The organism is Pseudomonas sp. S34, from assembly GCF_009866745.1.
GTDB lineage: Bacteria > Pseudomonadota > Gammaproteobacteria > Pseudomonadales > Pseudomonadaceae > Aquipseudomonas > Aquipseudomonas jessenii.
In genome coordinates this window covers 2,655,023-2,675,688 of sequence record NZ_CP019398.1, presented here as the reverse complement: position 1 = coordinate 2,675,688, position 20,666 = coordinate 2,655,023, and the positions used below count along the sequence as shown (strand labels likewise).

Sequence of the window (20,666 nt, the reverse complement as noted above, 5' to 3'; positions counted from 1 at the left end):
GCCGCAAGCCGATTCTTCCTCAACCCACGAACACTTCACTCCACCGGTACCAGCCGGCTGGCCAGTAGCTTCACGCCTACCCCGGCCCTGCCGCCCAGCGGTTCAATGCGCACGATTTGTCCTTGCGCCTTGAACTTCATGGGGCCGCCGGGCGTGTCGAGTTCGATCTCGAAGTCAATCAAGCTACCCACCTGCTGCTCGCTATCGGTTTCGAAATACAAACCGGAGGCGCTGATGTCACGGATGACACCCTTGCCCCCGCCGATCAGTTGCAGCGACAGGGTGACTTGTTCACGGGGCTCAATTCGGTGTGCGTCTCTCATGACTGCAGTCTAAAAACGGCCGCTGTTTATTACATGAGTGCGCTATCCCTTTTTTTCTGGGAGTCAATCACCCATGAAAACAGTGTTTTATGGGACAAATGTCATGGGAGGGGGGACTGAAGCGCTATAGAAAAAAGCTACAGGCTGCAACGATTGCTATCATGATCAGCTAACACAACCCGCCTAAAGAGGCAGCGACCCGAATGCCAATTCAAGTCCTGTTAGTAGCTCTACCGCTCGTGGCCTGGGGCCTTGAGCGTCTGGTGGAAAGCGCTCAACCAAGGTTGGCGCTGGCGGGTTCGGTGGCGTCGGTGGCGCAATACCTGCTTTCGCAGCACCAATACGCGCCGGATGTGGTGGTGCTGGACCTGGACAGCGAGGACTGTATCGAGTCGCTGGCCGACTTGCACAGACAGACCAAAGCCAAGATTCTGGTCGTGACAGGGTCGAGCGACGTGACGCTGCATGACAGTGCGGTGCTGGCGGGCGCACGTGGCGTGGTGGATAAGCGGGAGTCGGCATCCGCATCAACATTGCTCAAAGCCATAGAAAAAGTGCATGACGGCGAGCTCTGGATTGACCGCAATGCGACCAGCCGTATCTTCCTTGAACTGGCGCGCAAGAAAGTCGAGCGCGATATAGACCCAGAGCAACAAAAAATCGCCAAGCTAACGCGCCGCGAGCAGCAAACCATTGCATCGCTGGCCCGCGACCCCTCTGCCCCTGGCAAGTTGGTCGCCGAGAAACTGCACATCAGCGAGCACACGCTGCGCAATCATTTGACATCGATCTACAGCAAGCTGGGCCTGACGAATCGCGTAGATCTGTACGCCTACGCACACAAGCATGGGCTTTCCACAGGCGACTGAGCCGATTCCTTCCAGATTGATCGAAAACCCGATCTACCCCTCCCATCTCCTGCGAGGCCGGCAAGATTCGCCATCAATCTGCGTAACAGACCACTGCCGCAGTGGATCTTCACGGAACCCAGCCTTTATCCTTGACGCCCCCCGCTGTCCCGAGTCCTGGAGTTTCGCCCATGCCCCATGAAGGCAACCTGCTACAAGCCGCTGTCGTGTTTCTGATGGCGGCCGTACTCATCGTTCCATTAGCCAAGCGCCTGCAACTGGGGGCGGTTCTGGGTTATCTGTTTGCCGGGGTGATCATCGGCCCGTCGGTGCTGGGCCTGATCGACAACCCGCAAAGCGTCGCGAACATTTCCGAACTCGGCGTGGTGTTGCTGCTGTTCATCATCGGCCTGGAACTGTCACCGCGACGTTTGTGGGTGATGCGCAAATCAGTGTTCGGCGTGGGCTTGGCCCAAGTGCTGCTGACGGGTTCGGTGATCGGCGTGGTGGCGCTGTGGCTGTTTGGCCAGCCATTGAACACCGCGATCGTCCTGGGCCTGGGCCTGGCGTTGTCGTCCACGGCGTTCGGCCTGCAAAGCCTGGCTGAACGCAAGGAACTGACCAGCCCCCACGGGCGGCTGGCGTTCGCGATTCTGTTGTTTCAGGACATCGCCGCGATCCCCTTGATCGCCATGGTGCCGTTGCTGGCCGGCGGCGATCACAGCACCACCGTCAGCGAAAACCTGAACCACGGCCTGCAAGTGCTGGCCAGCATCGCCGTCGTGGTGATCGGCGGGCGCTATCTGCTGCGACCGGTGTTTCGCGTGGTGACCAAAACCGCGTTGCCAGAGGTCTCCACCGCCACGGCGTTGCTGGTGGTGATTGGCACGGCATGGCTGATGGAGCTGGTCGGGATTTCCATGGCCCTGGGGGCCTTCCTCGCCGGTCTGTTGCTGGCGGACTCCGAGTATCGCCATGAACTGGAAGCCCAGATCGAACCGTTCAAGGGCCTGTTACTCGGGCTGTTTTTCATCAGTGTCGGCATGGGTGCGAACCTGAGTCTGCTGCTGAGCATGCCGGTGGCGGTGCTGGGCCTGACCCTGTTGCTGATCGCGATCAAACTGCCGCTGCTGTTTATTGTCGGTCGATTGGCCGGAGGCTTGAAGAACGTCAGCGCGATCCGCTTGGGTATCGTGCTGGCGGCCGGTGGTGAATTTGCCTTTGTGGTATTCAAGATCGGGCGAGATCACGGGCTGTTCGCGGCAGAACTGTATGACTTGCTGGTGCTGACCATCACCCTTTCCATGGCCGTGACACCGTTGTTGCTGCTACTCTGCGCACGGTTGGTCAGCCCGAAAGTGCAACCGGTGGAAGTGCCGGAGAAGTTCCGCGAAATCGACGCCGACGCGCCACGGGTGGTGATCGCCGGCATGGGTCGCATGGGCCAGATCGTTGCGCGGATTCTGCGCGCGCAGAACATCAAGTTCGTGGCCCTCGACACCTCGGTGGAAACCATCGAACTGTCCCGCAGTTTTGGTGGCGTGCCGGTGTTCTACGGCGACCCGATGCGCCCGGAAATCCTCAACGCGGCCAAGGTCGGGGAAGCCGAGTACTTCGTGATCGCCACCGACGACCCGGACACCAATATCAAGACCGCCGAGCTGGTGCGCAAGCTCTATCCACATATGAAAATCATCGCCCGCGCCCGTAACCGTCAGCATGTGCACCGGCTGATGGACGTCGGCGCACACGCCGTGCGCGAAACCTTTTATTCGAGCCTGGAAATGAGCCGGCAAACTCTGATCGGGCTGGGATTGACCCAGGCTCAGGCGGATGCGCGGATCAAGCGCTTCAAGCAGCACGACGAAGTGGTGCTCGAAGCCCAGCATGCGGTGTATGACGACGCGGTGAAAGTGATGCAGACGGCGCAGGAAGCGCGAATCGAACTGGCGAAGTTGTTTGAGTCGGATCAGCTGCAGGAGCAGGTGGGCACAAAATGAGGTGGATTTAAGGTCCCCTTCGCGAGCAAGCCCGCTCCCACATTGGATCTTGGGTGTTCACAAATATTGAGCCTGACAGAGCCCCCTTGTGGGAGCGGGCTTGCTCGCGAAGAACGATAACGCGGTGCATTGGATAAACAATCATTTCAAAGGAATCCACCATGACTGACCAACCTGCCCCCGCCCTCAAGGAAATCTTCAACACCGAGCGCCTCAGTCACATCGCCTCCGAGATGACCGCGGTCTATCCGGCATTCGAAGCCAAGCGCTTTCTGAAGCTTGCCCAAACCGGCCTGGCAGACCTCAGTGTCATGCAGCGCATGGCCCGGGTCAGCGAATGCCTGCACGCGGTGTTGCCGCTGGACTATGAAGCGTCGCTGCAGGTGCTGCGCGACCTCGCCCCGCGCCTGAACAGCGGCTTCGTCAGCATGTGCCTGCCGCACTTTGTCGCCAGCTACGGCGCCCATGCGTTCGATCAGTCGATGGACGCACTGAAGTACTTCACCGCTTTTGGCTCTTCGGAGTTCGCAATCCGTCACTTTCTGCGCAGTGACCTCGAGCGCTCGCTCAAGCTGATGCATGCCTGGTCGCTGGATGACAACGAGCATGTGCGGCGCCTGGCCAGCGAAGGATGCCGGCCACGCCTGCCCTGGTCATTCCGGCTGGAGCCCATTCAGGCCGACCCGACACTGGCCGCGAACATCCTCGACAACCTCAAGGCCGACACGAGCCTGTACGTACGCAAATCCGTGGCCAACCACCTCAACGACATCACCAAGGATCATCCCGACTGGGTGCTGGACCTGATCGAAGGCTGGTCGCTGGACAACCGGCACACCGCATGGATCGCCAAACACGCCCTGCGCAGCCTGATCAAACAGGGCAACCGGCGGGCACTGGCGATCATCGGCGCGGGCGGCAAGCCTGAAGTCGAGATCGTTGATGTAAAAGTCGAACCGCCGGTGATTGGCCTCGGAGAAAAAATCACCCTGTCGTTTGCCGTCAAATCCACCGTTCAAAGCAGCCAGCGCCTGGTGATCGACTACGCCATCGATTACGTCAAGGCCAACGGCAGCACCTCGGCGAAGGTGTTCAAGCTCAAGGCGCTGACGCTGCCGGGCAACGCCGTCGAAGCCGTCAGCCGTGGCCAGCAGATCAAGGAACTCACCACCCGCCGGCATTATGCGGGGCGCCATGCGGTGCACATCATGGTCAATGGTGAGCGGTTGGCCAGCACGGCGTTCGAGATTCTCGGTTAAACCATAAGATCAATTCTGTATGTGCCACCGCCTTCGCGAGCAAGCCCGCTCCCACATTGGAATGCGGCCCCCTGTGGGAGCGGGCTTGCTCGCGAAGACGCCAGTTCAGGCACCGCCCAACAACAACCCCTGCTCCCGCTCACACAACTCCACCACATAATCCCAAAGCACCCGCAGCCGCACCGATTTGTGCAGTTCCCGGCGGGTGCTGATCCAGTAGCTGCGCTGGATGCTTTCGTCCGGCAGCAGCGGCACCAGACCGGGATCAGCGCTGGCCATGTAGCACGGCAGCACGGCGATCCCCAGGCCTGAGCGCGCCGCCTGTTGCTGGGCGATCACGCTGGTGCTGTGAAACACCACCCGAGGGTTGCGGCAGAAGCTGTTGAGGAACATCAGTTCCTGGCTGAACAGCAAATCATCGACATAGCCAATCCACGCATGACGCCCCAGGTCCTCCCGACTGCGCAACGGCGGTGAACGATCGAGATAGTCCTGGCTGGCATACAACGCCAGGCGATAGTCGGTGAGTTTGCGGGTGACCAGCATGTCGGCGGCCGGGCGCTCAAGGTGGATGCTGATTTCCGCCTCGCGGTTGAGGATGCTGACAAAGCGCGGCACCGCCACCAGTTCCACCTCCAGCCCCGGATAGCGTTCGAACAAGCCGTTCATGCGACTGGCCAGGAACATGATGCCCAGCCCCTCCGTCACGCCGACGCGGATCTTGCCCAGCGGCGCGGTGGATTGGGTGATTTCCTCCTGGGCCAGCAGCGCCACGTTCTCCATCGCCTCGGCGTGTTTAAGCAACGCCTCGCCGGCCGGGGTCATCTCGTAACCCTGGGCATGCTGGACGAACAACGCCGTACCGAGGCTTTTTTCGATGGCCTCGATGTGCCGCGCGACGGTGGCATGGGTGGTGTTCAAACGACGGGCTGCCGTGAGCAAACGCCCGCTGCGCTGCAATTCGAGAAAAAACCGCAGGTCATTCCAGTCGAACATGAATCGTCCTTGTTCGTTGCCGTTCGGGATGCTGTTTAAAAACGCACAGCAGCTGCGCAAAAACTAACATTCTTTTGACGAAAGCTAACAACTAGGATGACAGACAACAAGAACAACAACACGAGGTCAGGGATGCAGGCTTCCCTAGATGAATTCGATTACATCGTGGTCGGGGCCGGGCCGGCCGGGTGTCTGCTGGCCAATCGACTGTCGGCCGATGCGCAACATCGCGTGTTGCTGCTCGAGGCCGGCGGTCGCGACAACTATGCGTGGATTCACATCCCCGTGGGTTACCTGTTCTGCATCGGCAATCCGCGCACCGACTGGTGCTTCAAGACCGAAGCGCAACCGGGCCTGCAAGGTCGCGCCCTGAGCTACCCGCGCGGCAAGGTGCTGGGGGGCTGCTCCTCCATCAACGGCATGATCTACATGCGCGGCCAGGCCGGCGATTACGACGGCTGGGCCGCCGACGGCAATCCTGGCTGGAGCTGGCGAGACGTATTGCCACTGTTCAAGCAGAGTGAAAATCACTTTGCCGGCGCCGCCGAGTTTCACGGCGCCGCGGGCGAATGGCGGGTCGAACGCCAGCGCCTGTCATGGCCGATTCTCGATGCGTTCCGCAGTGCCGCCGAGCAAAGCGGCATCGCCAGCATCGATGACTTCAACCAGGGCGATAACGAAGGTTGCGGTTATTTCCAGGTCAATCAGAAGGCCGGCATCCGCTGGAACGCGTCCAAGGCCTTTCTCAAACCCATTGGCCAACGCCCCAATCTCACCGTGCTGACCGGTGTCGAAGTCGACCGCGTGTTGCTGGACAATGGCCGCGTCTCGGCGGTCAGCGCCCGCTGGCAAGGCCAGGCAAAAACCTTCAAGGCGCGCAAGGAGATCGTCCTGTGTGCCGGCTCGGTCGGTTCGCCCAGCATCCTGCAACGCTCCGGCATCGGCCCGCGTCCACTGCTTGAGCGGCTGGGCATTGGCGTCGCCCATGAGTTACCCGGCGTCGGTGGCAACCTGCAAGATCACCTGCAACTGCGGCTGATCTACAAGCTGGAAAATGCCCGCACCCTGAACCAGATCGCCGGCAGCCTGTGGGGCAAGCTGGGCATGGGCCTGCGCTACCTGTATGACCGCAGCGGCCCGCTGTCCATGGCGCCGAGCCAGTTGGGCGCCTTTGCCCGCTCGGGGCCGGAGCAGACTTCAGCCAACCTCGAATACCACGTGCAGCCGCTGTCGCTGGAGCGCTTTGGCGAACCGCTGCATGCCTTCCCGGCGTTCACTGCCTCGGTCTGTGATTTGCGCCCGCAAAGCCGTGGCCGGGTGGAAATCCGCTCGGCCGATCCGCAAGAAGCCCCGCTGATCCAACCCAATTACCTGAGCCACCCGCAAGACCTGCGGGTCGCCGCCGACGCCATTCGCCTGACCCGGCGCATCGTCGCCGCCCCGGCCCTGCGTGCCTTCAATCCGGTGGAGTACCTGCCCGGCGACAGCCTGCAAAGCGAAGAACAGCTGCACGAAGCCGCCGCGCGGATCGGCACCACGATTTTCCATCCGGTGGGCACCTGCCGCATGGGCAATGACGCCGACGCCGTGGTCGATGCGCAACTCAAGGTCCATGGCATCCCCGGCCTGCGCATTGCCGATGCCTCGATCATGCCGCGCATCACCTCCGGCAACACCTGCTCGCCGACGCTGATGATTGCCGAGAAGGCTGCACAATTGATCCTCAACCCTGTTGTAAACACATCACCTGTGGGAGCGGGCTTGCTCGCGAAGGCGTCGTGTCATTCAACATCAATGTGAATGATCCACCGCTTTCGCGAGCAAGCCCGCTCCCACAAGGATCGCATTAGATTCACGGACACTGAGCATTACCCCTGAAATGGAACACGCAACACCAGTGGAACAACAAAAACAATCACTGTGAGGGATACCGGTATGTCAGAGAACGTTCAAACCCTGGAAGCCGTGCGTAGCGCGGGCACCAGTCAGGAAACCCAGAAAGTCATCTTTGCCTCGTCCCTCGGGACAGTCTTCGAGTGGTACGACTTTTTCCTCTATGGCGCCCTCGCGGCGGTGATCAGCAAGCAGTTTTTCGCCGGGGTCAACGACACCACGGCGTTTATCTTCGCGCTGATGGCCTTCGCCGCCGGCTTTATCGTGCGGCCGTTCGGCGCGCTGGTGTTCGGTCGGTTGGGGGACATGATCGGGCGCAAGTACACCTTCCTCGCCACCATCGTCCTCATGGGCCTGGCGACGTTCTGCGTCGGGCTGCTGCCGACCTACGCCAGCATCGGCATCGCCGCGCCGATCATCCTGGTGGTGCTGCGCATGCTCCAGGGCCTGGCCTTGGGCGGTGAATACGGCGGCGCCGCGACCTACGTCGCCGAGCACGCGCCCATCGGCAAGCGCGGCTTCCACACCAGCTGGATTCAATCCACCGCGACCCTGGGCCTGCTGCTGTCGCTGCTGGTGGTGCTGGGCTGCCGTTACTTCACCGGCGATCAGTTCGAAGTCTGGGGCTGGCGCATTCCGTTCCTGTTTTCCATCGTGCTGCTGGGCATCTCGACCTGGATTCGCCTGAGCCTGCATGAATCGCCGGCCTTCGTGAAAATGAAAGAAGAAGGCAAGCTGTGCAAACAGCCGATTCGCGACTCCTTCGGCAAGTGGGAAAACCTCAAGGTGGTGTTGATCGCCCTGTTCAGCATCAATGCCGGGCAAGCGGTGACCTTCTACGCCGCGCAATTCTATGTGCTGTTCTTCCTCACCCAGTTCCTGAAAATGGACCCGGCCGTGGCCAACGGTTTGCTGATCGTCAGCGTGACCATCGGCGCCCCCTTCTTCATTTTCTTTGGCTGGCTGTCGGACAAGGTCGGGCGTAAACCGGTGCTGATGATCGGCCTGCTGCTGGCCACCGCCCTGTACTTCCCGATCTTCAAGACCCTGGCCCACTACGCCAACCCGGCCATCGACCAGGCCAGCCGCCAGGCACCGATCACCGTGATGGCCGACCCGGCCACCTGCACCTTCCAGTTCGACCCGGTGGGCAAGGCGAAATTCGACAGCCCGTGCGACAAGGTCAAGACCTTCCTGGTCAAGCAGGGCCTGCCGTACCAGAGTGCTGTCGCACCGGCCGGCAGTGACGTGCAGGTGAGCGTCGGTGACGTGAAGATCGACGGGTTCGACGAAGCCGCTCTGCGCGGTGCCGTGACCCTCGCCGGTTACCCGCAACAGGCGGACATGCAGCAGATCAACAAGCCGATGATCGTGGCACTGATCGTCGCGCTGATCATCATCTCCGCGATGTGCTACGGCCCGCTGGCGGCGTTGATGGTCGAACTGTTCCCGACCCGCATCCGCTACACCTCGATGTCCCTGCCCTACCACATCGGCAACGGCTGGTTCGGCGGCTTCCTGCCGACCGTGTCGTTCGCGTTGGTGGTGTACACCGGGGATATCTTCTACGGACTGTGGTATCCGGTGGTGATCACCGGGGTGAGCCTGGTGGTGGGGATGATTTGCCTGCGTGAGACGCGCAACGTCGATCTCGACAAGAACTGAGGTCATTGCCCGCGACGAGGGAGCTGGCTCCCTCGTCGCGGCGATCAAACCCGATCAAACTTCGGCATCGAGCAACTCGAACTTCACTTGATCCGGGTAGAACGCCACGTACTCTCGAATCTGTTCGACAGATATCTTGGGGTTTTCGTAACTCCACACCGCGTTGGCGCTTTCATGCCCCGGCACCTGCAGGCTGAAATAGCTGGCATCGCCCTTGTAGGGGCAATAACTGGTGTGGTCGGTGCGGGCGAAATACTTCTCGTCGATGTCCTCTCGCGGCACGTAGTACACCGGCGGGTAGTTGGCCTCCAGCAACACCAGGGCCCGCGCCGAGGCGGCCACTTGAATGCCATGAAATTTTACCAACAGACAGCCAGGCTGCTCGGCGATGGTGATGACAGGGCTAGGACCGGAGCTTTTCATGGAAAACGTTCCTCATGACGGTAATGGACCTGCAAATCGATGTGGCAGCGTGGCTTGCCCGCGATGGGCTGCGCAGCAGCCCCAAAACCTGAAACCACGATTTATCAGGTATAACCCAAGTTTTACCCTCGCGACTGCTTCGCAGCCGAACGGGAGCGACACACAAACCTGTACATCCATACAGATAAAGATTGCTCCATCGCTCATCAAGCGCCATTCTGTGCATCTCTGGCACACTGATCGACGATGGTGGTTATGCGGCTGTACCTCTGTGAAAAACCTTCCCAGGCCAAAGACATTGCAGCAGTCCTCGGCGCCCGGCGCCGGGGCGATGGCTGTTGGCTGGGAACGGACGTCACGGTGACCTGGTGCATCGGCCACTTGCTGGAAACCGCACCGCCGGATGCCTACGACGCGCGCTACAAGCGCTGGGTGCTGGCCGACCTGCCGATCATTCCCGAAAAATGGAAAATGACCGTCAAGCCGCGCACCGCCAGCCAGTACAAGGCGGTCAAGCGCCTGCTCGGTGAAGCGTCCGAACTGATCATTGCCACGGACGCCGACCGCGAGGGCGAGATGATCGCCCGGGAACTGGTGGAGCATTGCCGCTATCGCGGGCCGATCCGCCGGCTCTGGTTGTCGGCGCTGGACGATGCGTCCATCCGCAAGGCCCTCGCAGCCCTCAAACCGGGGAACGAGACCTTCAGCCTCTATCACTCGGCCCTGGGGCGTTCCCGGGCCGACTGGCTGATCGGCATGAACATGAGTCGGCTGTTCACCCTGCTGGGGCGCCAGTCTGGCTATCAAGGCGTGCTGCCGGTCGGCCGGGTGCAAACGCCGACCTTGCGCCTGGTGGTGGATCGCGATCGCAGCATCGCCGACTTTGTGCCCGTCCCCTATTGGGCCATCGACGTGCAACTGTTGCACAACGGCACCGCGTTCACGGCGCAATGGCGCGCGGCATCCGAGCTTTGCGACGACCAGGACCGCTGTCTGAATCAGGCATTGGCGCAACAAGCTGCGGCCGCCATAAGCGGCGCGGCCAGTGCGCGGGTGATCAAACTGCGCACCGAACGGATGCGCGAAGTGGCCCCGCTGCCGTTCGACCTGGGTACCCTGCAGGAGGTCTGCTCAAAGAAACTCGGCCTCGGCGCCCAGGAAACCCTCGACATTGCCCAGGCGCTGTACGAGACCCACAAAGTCATTACCTATCCGCGCAGTGATTGCGGCTACTTGCCCCTGAGTCAGCACAGCGAGGCTCCGGCCATTCTGGCGGCATTGCGTCAGGCCGATCCGGCGTTGAACGCCTTGCACGATCACCTTGATCCGCAACGGCGCTCACGGGCCTGGAACGATGCCAAGGTCAGCGCGCACCACGGCATCATCCCCACGGCTGCGGCGAAGAACCTCGAACGTCTGGCGGGCAAACAGCGTGCGGTCTACACCCTGATCCGCGCCCGATACCTGGCGCAGTTCCTGCCCAATCACGAATACGACCGCACCCAGGCCGATTTCGACTGCGCCGGCGAGGCCTTGCGCGCTGTCGGAAAGCAGATCATCGAGCCGGGCTGGAAACGCGCCCTGCCCGAAGCACTGGCTCCGGCCAAGGGGCGCGAAGCCCCGGCACCGCAGACTCTGCCCAACCTGGCCGAAGGCATCGACTGCGCAGTGGCCGGCGTGCAATTCAAGGACCTCTGGACGCAACCGCCAAAGCCGTTTACGGAAGGCGACCTGATCAAGGCCATGAAGAATGTCGCCAAACTGGTGCAAGACCCGCTGCTCAAGCAAAAGCTCAAGGACACCACCGGCATCGGCACCGAAGCGACGCGTGCGTCGATCATTCAGGGCCTGCTCGACCGTGGTTATCTGGTCAAGAACGGCAAGGCCCTGGCCGCCACGCCGGCCGCGTTCAGCCTGATCGACGCGGTACCCCGGGCCATCGCCGATCCGGGCACCACGGCGATCTGGGAGCAGGCGCTGGACATGGTGCAAAGCGGGGAAATGAGCCTGGAAGAGTTCGTCACCAAACAGGCGGCGTGGATGAGCAAGCAGGTCAGTCGCTGTGCCGGCCTGAGCCTGACCATCAGCGGTCCACCGCCCGGCGGGCGCGCCGCAACCCCATGGAAGAAAAAGCGCAAGAGCCTCCCGCGCAAACCATCGAGTGGCACCAGGCGCGGGGCAAAGCCGGCAAGCAAAACCTGAACCCGACACCGAACCTTGTGGCCAACCATAATCAAGGGTGTACCTGCCCCGGCGTAACTGGAGCCAACCCGTATGCCTTCGATAGAACTGCACGCCGCCCAACGCGATGAACTGGAAACCATCGAGAACCTTATGCAGTTCTATACCTACGACTTCAGCGAATGGTTACCGCTGAAACTGGGCGAATACGGTTTCTTCAACATCCTGCCCATGCCCGACTACTGGCGAAACCCGGCTACCCGACCCTTCCTGATCAAGGTCGACGGTGAACTGGCCGGCTTCGTGACCGTGGATAACCAGGTCCATCTACCCGGCTCCGACTACAACATCGGCTACCTGTTTGTCAGTCGACGCTTCCGTGGCCAGGGTGTCGCGCGATTTGTCGTTTCCACCCTCTTGAGTCGGTTCCCCGGTCAATGGCAGATTTTCCACATCGAGGCGAATCAGCCGGCGCGCCTGTTCTGGGCCGCCGTGATGCCGGGGCTCAACGTTGCCGGGCTCACCTTGCACCAGCAGGTGGTTGACCGCTATCCCTGCACTTTTTACCGCTTTGAGTGTCCGCCTTTGTCGTCCTGACCGACACACCTTCGACTCCACCCGCTAATTCCCAACAGCTTTGTCCGACAATATGTAGTGACTAAAAATATTCACTACAAAACCGTTGACGCCTCCGATTTGCCCTTGCATGATGCAGACGTCTCCCCGATCGGGAGTACAGGCAACACGTTTGAGCAAGCTCGTCTGACCGCCGAGCTGTTTTTCCCGGATACACGCTGCCCACAAGGCAGATTGAAGAAGCTGACCTGGCCTGAACGTCCAGTACAAGGGCGAGAAGTCTTGGCGAGCAATCCTCATGAAGCTTGTGGCCGACCCTGAAAATGTCGGCAGTGGCCTTAAGGTTTTCGCCGCTTCTCTTCGTTGTGACGCTATTGCGTAGCAGTTATTCAACACGACTACATGCAACAGACGCAGGACCCCGCCCGATAAGGCGGTCGAACGCTGACGTCCTGGTTTCGGTGCCAGGGATCAACTAACCGATGGGCTACCTGTATTAGCGAATCAACTTTGAAAGATCACCAATTGGTCAAGGGGCTTTATGATGAATCTGAACAATCAACCAACTATCGATGAACTGGCTCGTATCTTCGCTGCAAAGAAAGACAGCCACGACAACCATATTCTCTGGATCAGCAAGTGTGGCCAGGTTCATATCGACTGCCTGTCGCCGCACGCCCATGAAGCAGAGTTCGACCAGAACAACCAGAACCTGCTCGCCCGACTGAAGATGTACCGTCGCGGCCAGGGCTATGTCGGCAAGAAGGCCGCGGCCGACAAGGACTTCATCGGTAATGTTCTGCAAACCCTGAAACAGGCCTGGGCCTCGATGCAGAACCAGAACGAAGTTCGGGTGATTGACCGGTTCTACTGATTAAGATGAGTCATTACTGACTTATTGATAAACAAGGCCTGCTCCCGATAAGGAGCAGGCCTTTTTTTCGACCAGGACACGGTCTCTTGCAGGAGCTGGCTTGCCAGCGATAGTCGTTAACGATAACGCGTGTAAACCGGATAAACGCGGCGCACTTGAGTCCATCGCCGGCAAGCCGGCTCCTTGGGTTGAAGGTTACTTCTTCAGTAACGCCGAGCAGGCGGCTTTATAAGCCTCATGCTGATACTTATTCAGCGTCGCCGACAGCTCAAACCCGTGCTTCTTGGCCTGGGCATTGATGGTCTGCGGCGACAGCAGCGCCACCTCGCAATTGTCCAGCAACTGCAAATCCCCTTCGATCTTGAACGTGGTCGGCCCACCGGCAAACTCACCCTTCTTGCTGCGCTTCTTGATCGCGATCCGATCTATCGAATTCTCGCGCACGAACGACGCAACCTACGCGGCAAACACTTTGACGTTGGCGGCTTCCTCATCATCGTCCAGGGCAATTTTCTTGGTGGCGAGCGCGACGTGATTCAACGCCTGACCGTCGAGGGCGGCCACGGCGATGATCGCTTCGCTGCCTTTGATTTCGATGCCGCAGATTTTCATTTCGATCCCTTTCACAGCCTAAATCTCAAGTTGATTAGCGGTAATACCAAACGCCGCTGCTATTTTTTTGCGAGTGGCCTTCCGAGGCTTTGAGACGGTCTCTTGCTGGGCAAATGCCGGTTGAGAGACACCCATCCGTTTGGCCACTTCATCCTGTGTAAGGCTCAAGTGCTTGCGCCATGGAGCGCTGTTCGAGGGAAGATCAGCGGACTGTGAAAGCTTGATCGAAATTGTCTTGCGCCTTATCGAGCAGAAATTTCTGTAGGATTTTTAGTATCGCAGTACTGCGAAGTTTCCTTTTCCTTCCTGTGACTGTGAATTCGGCGGTACGAATTATTTAGTTTGTGCCGCATCATTCATGGACACCCTTCAGATAAGGAGTCTGGAAATGAATGCTCCCCTCTCCCCTTTGTACACCAATGAAGCCTCCCCTGATTTTGTTCGCAGCTAAGAAGATTACCTTTTCTCGCAGCAACTTGAAGGGGCGAACAAAGACGCCTTGAGGATTATTGAACAACAACGGGCTTACGCCAACGCTCATCCGCCCACAGCTATCTACCGTGTGGCAACCGCGGGCAGCCAACCTCGTAATGACAGGAGGATTCAGCGTGCAACTTCGCCGTGGGAGTTCACATAGGATAAGCACCTAGACCGGGAGTACAGTCTTGACATCATCACTGACATTTAACCGTGCCGCGAGGCTTTCCCGTAGATATACATCCGAGATGCGCGAGAGTTCCCGGCTCTCGCTAGCCTTTGTATCTGGCAATATCGCGCATGTGATTATTGCGACTACGGACGTAATAATGGCTGGATGGATTAGTACCGAGGCGTTAGCTGCGTCGACTTTGGCACAGGGCCTCTACTATCTTCTGTTTTTATTATTTTCCGGGCTACTCATTTCTACAATCCCGTTTATTACTGATGCATTGGTATCTACGGCAAAAGAAGAACAATATGCATCTGTATCAACCAGCTGCATTCAGCTCATAGTAGCTGCATTTTTAATATGCTTAGCAATGCTCTATTTTACGAAAGAAATATTAGTTTTTTTTGGCCAGGATCCGCTTTTGTCTCTCGAAGCTCAGAGATACATGAATAGCCTGATGTGGAGCATCGGTCCAGCGATTTTATTTGTACACCTCAGAAATGTTTTATCAATAATGGGATCAGCGCGATATACAGTTATCGCAATTATTATAGCATCGATCTTTAACTTCGTTGCCAACCTGATTCTAATATTTGGTTTTTTGTGGATACCCCCCTTGGGTTTGTTCGGTGCAGGTATCGCCACGACGCTAACAAACATTTTGCTTTGTATATTGCTGGTCATATTAGGCTTAATGAATCCGCAGTTCAGGGGGCGGCAGCACTGTATAAAATTGACAGTAGTGAGAGGGTGGTTGATGCTGCCTATTTTAAGAAACGGTATTCCGGTCTCTTTAACGCAGGCAAATGACACGCTATTTTTCTTCATCCTCACAATCATAGTGGGTAAGTTTGGAGTCGTTGCGTTGGCTGCTCATGGTATCGCAATGCAAGTTCTTCAAGTCGTATTTACAATACCTAATGGCATTTCTCAAGCTTCTACTACGAGAATAAGCCTCTGCTCTCCTTTGGGGGTGTATTCGCGGCGGACGAGTGACGCCGGATGGAGTGCTTTATGGCTCAGCTGGATAGTACTCACTGTAATATCTTCTATCCTGATTATTTTTTCCCATGATATTGTTCAGCTATTTGTTGCTCGCGGTGAAGGTGGAGATGACGAGTTTATCAAGCTTTCTAGCCTTTTTGTCTGCATTTTAGGAATCTTCCATTTCTTTGATGGAAGTCAAATGGTACTGCTCGGTATATTTAGGGGCTTGAAACAAACCGTCTTTCCGATGTTGCTTTCGATCATTTGTTTTTGGCTAGTGGGGCTACCGCTCGCTCTCTTCTTGGCATTTTATACTGACCTAGGAGCAGCGGGTGTATGGTGTGGCGTAGGGCTTGGACTTATAGCGCTGTTCTCTCTACTTCTATTTAGATGGATCCGATACAAGGCTCCGGCGCAGGTTGCGGCATGAGAAATCTATACGGCATTCGAGGTATAAATTACATACTGAGCCTGCCATTGCTCGAGAGGCTATTCTTCGTGTTCGACAAACCGGCGCTCAAATACGTAGCCAGGGCCCGTTGCTGGCTCATATCAATGACTCTGCTGACGTCTGGGCGCGACTTTGGCAGACGCAAATCCAATTAGGTATTATTCCTTACTATATGTTTATCGAGCGTGATACCGGGGCCCGCCGGTATTTTGAAGTCCCTCTTGTATGTGCGTGGGAAATTTACCGGGACGCGGTCAAACAAGTTTCAGGTATTGCCAGGACTGCCAGAGGACCTTCGATGAGCGCAGATCCGGGGAAAGTTGAGGTCTGCGGTTTAGCTGAAATTCGAGGAGAAAAGGTGTTTGTTTTACGTTTTATCCAAGCACGAAACCCGGATTGGGTGCAGAGGCCATTCTTCGCACGATTTGATCCCGATGCTACGTGGTTCGATCAACTAAAACCGGCTTTTGGGGAGACTGCGTTCTTTTTCGAGAGGGAGGTTTCTTAACCCGTTTTTGCCAGCGTTGCCGCTGATGATCAAACTGCCAGGCTGGGACAATGTGCCCCCACTCAATACTCTGTGCGCGGTTTTCATGGATCCGCGTTTCATAACTGCAGGACGCGAGATCAACTGGTCGCGGTAGGAATGGCAGCCAACTGCCACCCCCGCACAGATCCGTACGTGCGGAATTACCGCATACAGCTCCTGCCTTGGGTTATGAGTAAGCGCTCCACACACACCACCGACTTCAATGTGAGTAGCCCGCTCAACTATTCGCGCGTTCTTTGACACCATCGATCACGAGTGGATGATGTGCTTTCTGCAACACCGAATCGCGGATCGACGGGTGTTAGCGTTAATAGTCCGATGGCTGCGTACAGGTGTTCTTGAAAACGGAAAGCGAACTCCTGCGAAGCAGGGCACACCACAAGGTGCGCCTATTTCACCGCTATTAGCCAATATCTATCTGCGCTTGCGGCTGGAAAAGGCGCGGCAGTTGCTGCGTCAAACCGACATGAGTGTGCTGGAAGTGAGCATTGCCTGCGGGTTTGAATCGCCGTCGTATTTCACCCGCAGTTATCGGGCGAAATATGCACGGTGCCCACGAGAAGACCGGCGTACCGCAAAAGCATGAACACTCGAGATCCGCTGTAGAAGCGAGCTCTGCTCGCGAAAAACGCCTGGGCGACGCGTTCATTCAGGTAGCACGCGTAATCGTTAACGTCCATCGCGAGCAGGGTTCGATCGACGCGCTGGATGCCGACAGCCGAAGCTTCGTGTCGCCGGTCGAGCATCCAAGCACTTGTGCCGTATCGGCCAAAGTGATCAAGACCGCGTGATCAGCACCGCCGATTGTTGAAGAAAGTGACCGCCCTTGCAGCGGTCACTGATTGCGCCATCTCAGCGTTTGACGCCCAGATCGATTTGGGTCATGCGACTACGAATGGTAAACACGCCATCACCCGAGAGAATCGCACTGCGAGCAAACAGGCGCCCGCTCTCCCAGTTCGAAAGCCCCAGTTCCGGCTTGTTCAACGCGTACTGGCCGTCGACCCAACGGGTGATGCCGTTGCCGACAAAAGGCGCGTTGACCGCGTTGTAGAAACGCTCCTGAGCCTCGGCACTTTCACTGATCAATGACACGGTGAATTGCGGGCTGTAGCGATTGAACAAGGCAACGGCATCGTCCAGGTTGTCGACGATCTTCAAGCTGACTTCCGGGGTTTCTTCCCACTCCCATTCACGGCCCAATTGATCTTCCGGCAACGGCTCGGCCTGCGCCTCGCTCTGATAGCCTTCGGCACGGTATACCTGGACCGATGCAGCCAGCCAGTCTTGCGGCAGGTGCGACTCGCTGCCTTCAACGATATGCAGCTTGCAGCCCTGGCCCCGTGCGGTGCCGGCCTGCTTGAGTGCGTCGAGGAACAGCGGCACCAGTTCAGCGGCGCGGTCGCGGTGAATCAGGCAGACGTTCAGGGTGTTGCAGACCTTGCGGTCCAGGGAGTTGCGCACCACGGCGGCAAAGCGCGGGGCGTCGGCATCGGCGTTGGCGATCAGCCACGCACCACCGGTGCCGTGCAGGCTGACCGCCGTGCCGGCCTGCTGCGCGATGCTGCCCAACTGGCTGACGGCGCGACCCGAACCACGGGCCACTGCCAATGACAGGCGTCGGTCAGCGAACATCGCCCAACCGGCGGCGTGGTTGATACTTTCTACCAGCGACACGGCTCCGGCCGGCAAACCGGCGTCGCTCAGCGCAGGGTTCAGTGCATGGGTGACGATCGCCTGGGCGGTGCCCAACGCATCACTGCCGATGCGCAGCACCGCGGTGTTGCCGGTACGCAATACACCGGCCGCGTCGGCAAACACATTCGGCCGGCCTTCGAAGACGAACGCGACGATGCCCAGCGGCGAGACCACTTGCTCGACTTTCCAGCCATCGTGTTCGACGCAACTGATCACCTTGCCACGACTGGCCGGTGCATCGCGCCAGGCGCGCAGGCCGGCGATCATGTCGCGACGCATGCGCTCATCGGCCAGCAACCGGGTGGTCGAACGACCGCGCGCCTTGGCCCGCTCGATGTCGGCCAGGTTGGCGGCTTCGATCAAGGCCCAGCATTGCGCGGTTTCCAGGCGTTGGGCAAACAGGTCGAAGAAGGCGCTGATGGCTTGATCGGACACTGCCGACAGCGCGGTGAATGCCGCCTGGGCGCGCTCGATCGCGACGTTGGCCGCTTGCTGGTCCGCCACGGGAATCAGCAGCAACTCGCCGCTGACCTGCTCCACCAGCAGGTGGTCACCGGGCTGGAAGCGTTGCGCCAGTTCGGGGCTGACGACAGTGACACGATTACCGGCGAAAGGGATTGGCGTGCCAGCGACTAGACGTTCGAGCGCAAGAGACATGAAGCGGTTTCACCATGCAGGGGGCGGCCGGAAAATGTATAGCAATTTCCCTGGAGCGTCACGCTTCGCACCGGCGATCCCCTGTGGGAGCGGGCTTGCTCGCGAATACGGTGTGTCAGCCACATTGATGGTGCCTGACACACCGTATTCGTCGGAACGCCGCCCGGAGCAAGCCCGCTCCCACCCTGGTTGTGCATTGGATGAAAAACCCCATGGTTACGTATCTCAGTGTATACAGCCCCACCCCAGACACACCCCGCACTCAAAACCCCGCCACAACGACACACCGCAGATACACCCCATTGATGAAATACGCCTGTCGATTGGCCAAGCCGATCAAAGCGCTCAACTCTCGGGGGTATGCCGTTGCCCCGCCGCCCTGACCTGAAAGAGAACTACGCCCATGACCACCTCCGTTTCTTCGGCCGTCAAAGGCCTGCACCTGAACCTCGACCGTGCCGGCGACTGGTTTGCCCCCCTGGCGCTGCGGGTGTTTCTCGCCTGGGAATTCTTCGAGTCCGGCCTGGAAAAATTCAACGGCCAGAACTGGTTCGCCGATATCCAGGAGCGCTTCCCGTTTCCGTTCGACCACCTTCCAGCGACGCTGAACTGGGAACTGTCGATGTGGGCCGAACTGATCTTCGCCCTGACCTTGCTGGTGGGCCTGGGCACACGTTTTTCGGCGCTGAGCCTGATGGTGGTAACCCTCGTCGCAACCACCGCCGTCCATTGGCCCGCCGACTGGCACACTCTCAGTGAACTCGCCCAAGGCTATGCCATCAGCAACAAGGGTTACGGCAACTTCAAGCTGCCTTTGATCTATCTTGTGGCCCTCACGCCGCTGTTGCTGTCGGGTGGCGGTAAGCTCGGCATCGATGCGCTGCTGGCGCGTTGCTTCTGGCGACGCTGAAACGACAGCTGCAACGCCGACAAACAAAAAGGGGACTTCCATGAAGTCCCCTGTTTTTTTTTCCCCGGAACTAACCCATCACCTCTTCCAGCCCGGTCTGTTCCGCCAGCTTTGGATGCGCGCTGCGCTCATGCACATGGGATTGCGGCGTGCGGTCGATCAGCAGGCTCAGCAGTTCCGGGCGGCTGTAGTGGCCACGGGAATCCATCATGCGCTTGCGCTTGTCGATCAGGCCCATGTCGAGGTCGGCGATCACCTCGCCCTCACCTTCATGCAACGAACCCAGCACCGAGCCATCCGGGCTGATGATCGCGGTGTAGCAACCGCCGGAGATCGGACCAATGGCGCAACCGGTGTCGGCCATGATCTGCGCCTGTTGCTCGGGGTACAGCCACGCCGTGGAGTTGACCACAAAGCACGCGGCCTCCAGAGCATGCTGACGAATGCTGACTTCCATTTGCGAGGCGAACAGCGGACCTGCAAACGACCCCGGGTACATGGCCGCATGGATCTGTTCGCCATCGGCCATCAAGGCATAACGGGCCAGCGGGTTGAAATGCTCCCAGCAGGCCAGTTGCCCGATGCGCCCTACCGCGCTGTCGACGGCCCGCAGGCCTGAGCCGTCGCCCATGCCCCAGATCATGCGCTCGTGGTAGGTCGGGGAAATCTTGCGGCGACGCTGGATCAGCGAGCCGTCGGCATCGAACAGCAACTGCGTGTTGTACAACGTGCCGCCATCGCGCTCGTTGACGCCGATGGACACGACCATCCCCGCTTGCCTGGCCGCAGCGCCGATGGCATCGGTGGCGTGCGAAGGCACGGTGACCGCCTGGTCCAGCAGCTTGAGGTGTTCGGCGGCCATTTCGAATGGCGACTGCACGTAGGAAAAGTACGGGTAGTACGGCACCACGGTTTCCGGGAATACGGCGAATTGCACACCTTGCTCGCCGAGTTCGAGAATCTTCTGCACCACTTTGTCGACGGTGCCTTCTCGGCTGTAAAGAACAGGGCTGATTTGTACGGCGGCGGCTTTGACGAGGGTCATGGCGGTGATCTCATTGAGGAAAAGGTTTCAACGAGATAAATATTACGCAAATAATATTAAGACCTGAAT

General features: G+C 58.7%; 17 protein-coding genes and 4 pseudogenes. 13 read left to right on the top strand and 8 right to left on the bottom strand.

Annotation, left to right across the window (positions count from 1 at the left end; genetic code table 11):
* Positions 1–35: 35 nt before the first annotated feature.
* Positions 36–323 (bottom strand): PilZ domain-containing protein, encoded by a 288-nt coding sequence (locus PspS34_RS12030; RefSeq protein ID WP_154910473.1) that lies wholly within the window; start codon positions 321–323, stop codon positions 36–38.
* 203 nt (positions 324–526) lie between these two features.
* Between PspS34_RS12030 and PspS34_RS12025 the strand changes: the two genes are divergently transcribed.
* From PspS34_RS12025 to PspS34_RS12015, 3 genes are all read left to right on the top strand, one after another.
* Complete coding sequence (locus tag PspS34_RS12025; RefSeq protein WP_159389795.1) at positions 527–1,192, top strand: response regulator transcription factor; 666 nt, start codon at positions 527–529, stop codon at positions 1,190–1,192.
* 170 nt (positions 1,193–1,362) lie between these two features.
* Positions 1,363–3,171, top strand: coding sequence for a monovalent cation:proton antiporter-2 (CPA2) family protein (locus PspS34_RS12020; protein WP_150814989.1), 1,809 nt, complete (start codon positions 1,363–1,365; stop codon positions 3,169–3,171).
* A gap of 161 nt (positions 3,172–3,332) precedes the next feature.
* Positions 3,333–4,430, top strand: a complete 1,098-nt coding sequence (locus PspS34_RS12015) for a DNA alkylation repair protein (RefSeq protein WP_159389794.1) — start codon at positions 3,333–3,335, stop codon at positions 4,428–4,430.
* A gap of 105 nt (positions 4,431–4,535) precedes the next feature.
* Here the strand turns inward: PspS34_RS12015 and PspS34_RS12010 are convergent, their stop codons facing one another.
* The gene (locus PspS34_RS12010) at positions 4,536–5,426 is read right to left on the bottom strand and encodes a LysR family transcriptional regulator (RefSeq protein WP_150754633.1); all 891 of its coding nucleotides are present in this window, start codon (positions 5,424–5,426) and stop codon (positions 4,536–4,538) included.
* A 132-nt stretch (positions 5,427–5,558) separates the two neighbouring features.
* On the opposite strand from PspS34_RS12010, the gene PspS34_RS12005 reads away from it, so the two are divergent.
* Together PspS34_RS12005 and PspS34_RS12000 are read left to right on the top strand one after the other, a co-directional pair.
* The gene (locus tag PspS34_RS12005; protein ID WP_159389793.1) at positions 5,559–7,226 is read left to right on the top strand and encodes a GMC family oxidoreductase N-terminal domain-containing protein; all 1,668 of its coding nucleotides are present in this window, start codon (positions 5,559–5,561) and stop codon (positions 7,224–7,226) included.
* Positions 7,227–7,361: 135 nt separating this feature from the next.
* Positions 7,362–8,984, top strand: a complete 1,623-nt coding sequence (locus PspS34_RS12000; protein WP_057715232.1) for an MFS transporter — start codon at positions 7,362–7,364, stop codon at positions 8,982–8,984.
* A gap of 54 nt (positions 8,985–9,038) precedes the next feature.
* Here the strand turns inward: PspS34_RS12000 and PspS34_RS11995 are convergent, their stop codons facing one another.
* Positions 9,039–9,407 carry a DUF427 domain-containing protein gene (locus PspS34_RS11995; protein ID WP_090454941.1) on the bottom strand — a complete coding sequence of 123 codons (369 nt, stop codon included), beginning with the start codon at positions 9,405–9,407 and terminating at the stop codon, positions 9,039–9,041.
* A gap of 255 nt (positions 9,408–9,662) precedes the next feature.
* On the opposite strand from PspS34_RS11995, the gene PspS34_RS11990 reads away from it, so the two are divergent.
* The 3 genes from PspS34_RS11990 (at position 9,663) to PspS34_RS11980 (ending at position 13,038) form a co-directional block, all read left to right on the top strand.
* A complete protein-coding gene (locus PspS34_RS11990; RefSeq protein WP_159389792.1) occupies positions 9,663–11,609 on the top strand; it encodes a DNA topoisomerase III in 1,947 nt (648 codons plus the stop codon).
* A 72-nt stretch (positions 11,610–11,681) separates the two neighbouring features.
* The gene (locus tag PspS34_RS11985) at positions 11,682–12,185 is read left to right on the top strand and encodes a GNAT family N-acetyltransferase (RefSeq protein WP_159389791.1); all 504 of its coding nucleotides are present in this window, start codon (positions 11,682–11,684) and stop codon (positions 12,183–12,185) included.
* 523 nt (positions 12,186–12,708) lie between these two features.
* Complete coding sequence (locus PspS34_RS11980) at positions 12,709–13,038, top strand: hypothetical protein (RefSeq protein WP_032829393.1); 330 nt, start codon at positions 12,709–12,711, stop codon at positions 13,036–13,038.
* A gap of 195 nt (positions 13,039–13,233) precedes the next feature.
* On the opposite strand, the pseudogene PspS34_RS11975 reads toward PspS34_RS11980, so the two are convergent.
* Both PspS34_RS11975 and PspS34_RS11970 read right to left on the bottom strand, forming a co-directional pair.
* Positions 13,234–13,650, bottom strand: a pseudogene (locus PspS34_RS11975) (DUF3010 family protein).
* 18 nt (positions 13,651–13,668) lie between these two features.
* A pseudogene (locus PspS34_RS11970) lies at positions 13,669–13,830 on the bottom strand (helix-turn-helix transcriptional regulator); the annotation flags it as partial.
* 545 nt (positions 13,831–14,375) lie between these two features.
* Here PspS34_RS11970 and PspS34_RS11965 point away from each other — a divergent pair.
* Positions 14,376–15,716, top strand: a complete 1,341-nt coding sequence (locus PspS34_RS11965) for an MATE family efflux transporter (RefSeq protein ID WP_275113808.1) — start codon at positions 14,376–14,378, stop codon at positions 15,714–15,716.
* A gap of 109 nt (positions 15,717–15,825) precedes the next feature.
* Positions 15,826–16,245, top strand: coding sequence for a hypothetical protein (locus tag PspS34_RS11960; protein ID WP_202982167.1), 420 nt, complete (start codon positions 15,826–15,828; stop codon positions 16,243–16,245).
* 7 nt (positions 16,246–16,252) lie between these two features.
* Here the strand turns inward: PspS34_RS11960 and PspS34_RS28550 are convergent.
* Positions 16,253–16,369: pseudogene (locus tag PspS34_RS28550) on the bottom strand (deoxyribonuclease); the annotation flags it as partial.
* Positions 16,370–16,504: 135 nt separating this feature from the next.
* On the opposite strand from PspS34_RS28550, the pseudogene PspS34_RS28545 reads away from it, so the two are divergent.
* Together PspS34_RS28545 and PspS34_RS28275 are read left to right on the top strand one after the other, a co-directional pair.
* Positions 16,505–16,873: pseudogene (locus PspS34_RS28545) on the top strand (helix-turn-helix domain-containing protein); the annotation flags it as partial.
* Positions 16,830–17,078 carry a hypothetical protein gene (locus PspS34_RS28275; protein WP_146023700.1) on the top strand — a complete coding sequence of 83 codons (249 nt, stop codon included), beginning with the start codon at positions 16,830–16,832 and terminating at the stop codon, positions 17,076–17,078. The pseudogene PspS34_RS28545 and the gene PspS34_RS28275, both read left to right, overlap by 44 nt.
* Before the next feature lie 61 nt (positions 17,079–17,139).
* Here the strand turns inward: PspS34_RS28275 and PspS34_RS11950 are convergent, their stop codons facing one another.
* Positions 17,140–18,642: an aldehyde dehydrogenase family protein gene (locus PspS34_RS11950; protein WP_159389789.1), complete on the bottom strand. Its 1,503-nt coding sequence runs from the start codon at positions 18,640–18,642 to the stop codon at positions 17,140–17,142.
* Positions 18,643–19,045: 403 nt separating this feature from the next.
* Between PspS34_RS11950 and PspS34_RS11945 the strand changes: the two genes are divergently transcribed.
* Positions 19,046–19,552, top strand: a complete 507-nt coding sequence (locus PspS34_RS11945) for a DoxX family protein (protein ID WP_159389788.1) — start codon at positions 19,046–19,048, stop codon at positions 19,550–19,552.
* 70 nt (positions 19,553–19,622) lie between these two features.
* On the opposite strand, the gene PspS34_RS11940 is transcribed toward PspS34_RS11945, so the two are convergent.
* On the bottom strand, positions 19,623–20,597 hold the full coding sequence (locus PspS34_RS11940; protein WP_057715240.1) for a nitrilase-related carbon-nitrogen hydrolase: 975 nt from the start codon (positions 20,595–20,597) through the stop codon (positions 19,623–19,625).
* Positions 20,598–20,666: the final 69 nt, after the last annotated feature.

Bases quoted from the DNA above. Each gene is read 5' to 3' on its own strand.
- PspS34_RS11945 (WP_159389788.1), top strand. From the start codon at position 19,046: ATGACCACCTCCGTTTCTTCGGCCGTCAAAGGCCTGCACCTGAACCTC.
- PspS34_RS11950 (WP_159389789.1), bottom strand. From the start codon at position 18,642: ATGTCTCTTGCGCTCGAACGTCTAGTCGCTGGCACGCCAATCCCTTTC.
- PspS34_RS12015 (WP_159389794.1), top strand. From the start codon at position 3,333: ATGACTGACCAACCTGCCCCCGCCCTCAAGGAAATCTTCAACACCGAG.
- PspS34_RS12020 (WP_150814989.1), top strand. From the start codon at position 1,363: ATGCCCCATGAAGGCAACCTGCTACAAGCCGCTGTCGTGTTTCTGATG.
- PspS34_RS11940 (WP_057715240.1), bottom strand. From the start codon at position 20,597: ATGACCCTCGTCAAAGCCGCCGCCGTACAAATCAGCCCTGTTCTTTAC.
- PspS34_RS11990 (WP_159389792.1), top strand. From the start codon at position 9,663: ATGCGGCTGTACCTCTGTGAAAAACCTTCCCAGGCCAAAGACATTGCA.
- PspS34_RS11995 (WP_090454941.1), bottom strand. From the start codon at position 9,407: ATGAAAAGCTCCGGTCCTAGCCCTGTCATCACCATCGCCGAGCAGCCT.
- PspS34_RS11985 (WP_159389791.1), top strand. From the start codon at position 11,682: ATGCCTTCGATAGAACTGCACGCCGCCCAACGCGATGAACTGGAAACC.
- PspS34_RS12000 (WP_057715232.1), top strand. From the start codon at position 7,362: ATGTCAGAGAACGTTCAAACCCTGGAAGCCGTGCGTAGCGCGGGCACC.
- PspS34_RS12005 (WP_159389793.1), top strand. From the start codon at position 5,559: ATGCAGGCTTCCCTAGATGAATTCGATTACATCGTGGTCGGGGCCGGG.
- PspS34_RS11965 (WP_275113808.1), top strand. From the start codon at position 14,376: ATGCGCGAGAGTTCCCGGCTCTCGCTAGCCTTTGTATCTGGCAATATC.
- PspS34_RS28275 (WP_146023700.1), top strand. From the start codon at position 16,830: ATGCACGGTGCCCACGAGAAGACCGGCGTACCGCAAAAGCATGAACAC.
- PspS34_RS12025 (WP_159389795.1), top strand. From the start codon at position 527: ATGCCAATTCAAGTCCTGTTAGTAGCTCTACCGCTCGTGGCCTGGGGC.
- PspS34_RS12010 (WP_150754633.1), bottom strand. From the start codon at position 5,426: ATGTTCGACTGGAATGACCTGCGGTTTTTTCTCGAATTGCAGCGCAGC.
- PspS34_RS12030 (WP_154910473.1), bottom strand. From the start codon at position 323: ATGAGAGACGCACACCGAATTGAGCCCCGTGAACAAGTCACCCTGTCG.
- PspS34_RS11980 (WP_032829393.1), top strand. From the start codon at position 12,709: ATGAATCTGAACAATCAACCAACTATCGATGAACTGGCTCGTATCTTC.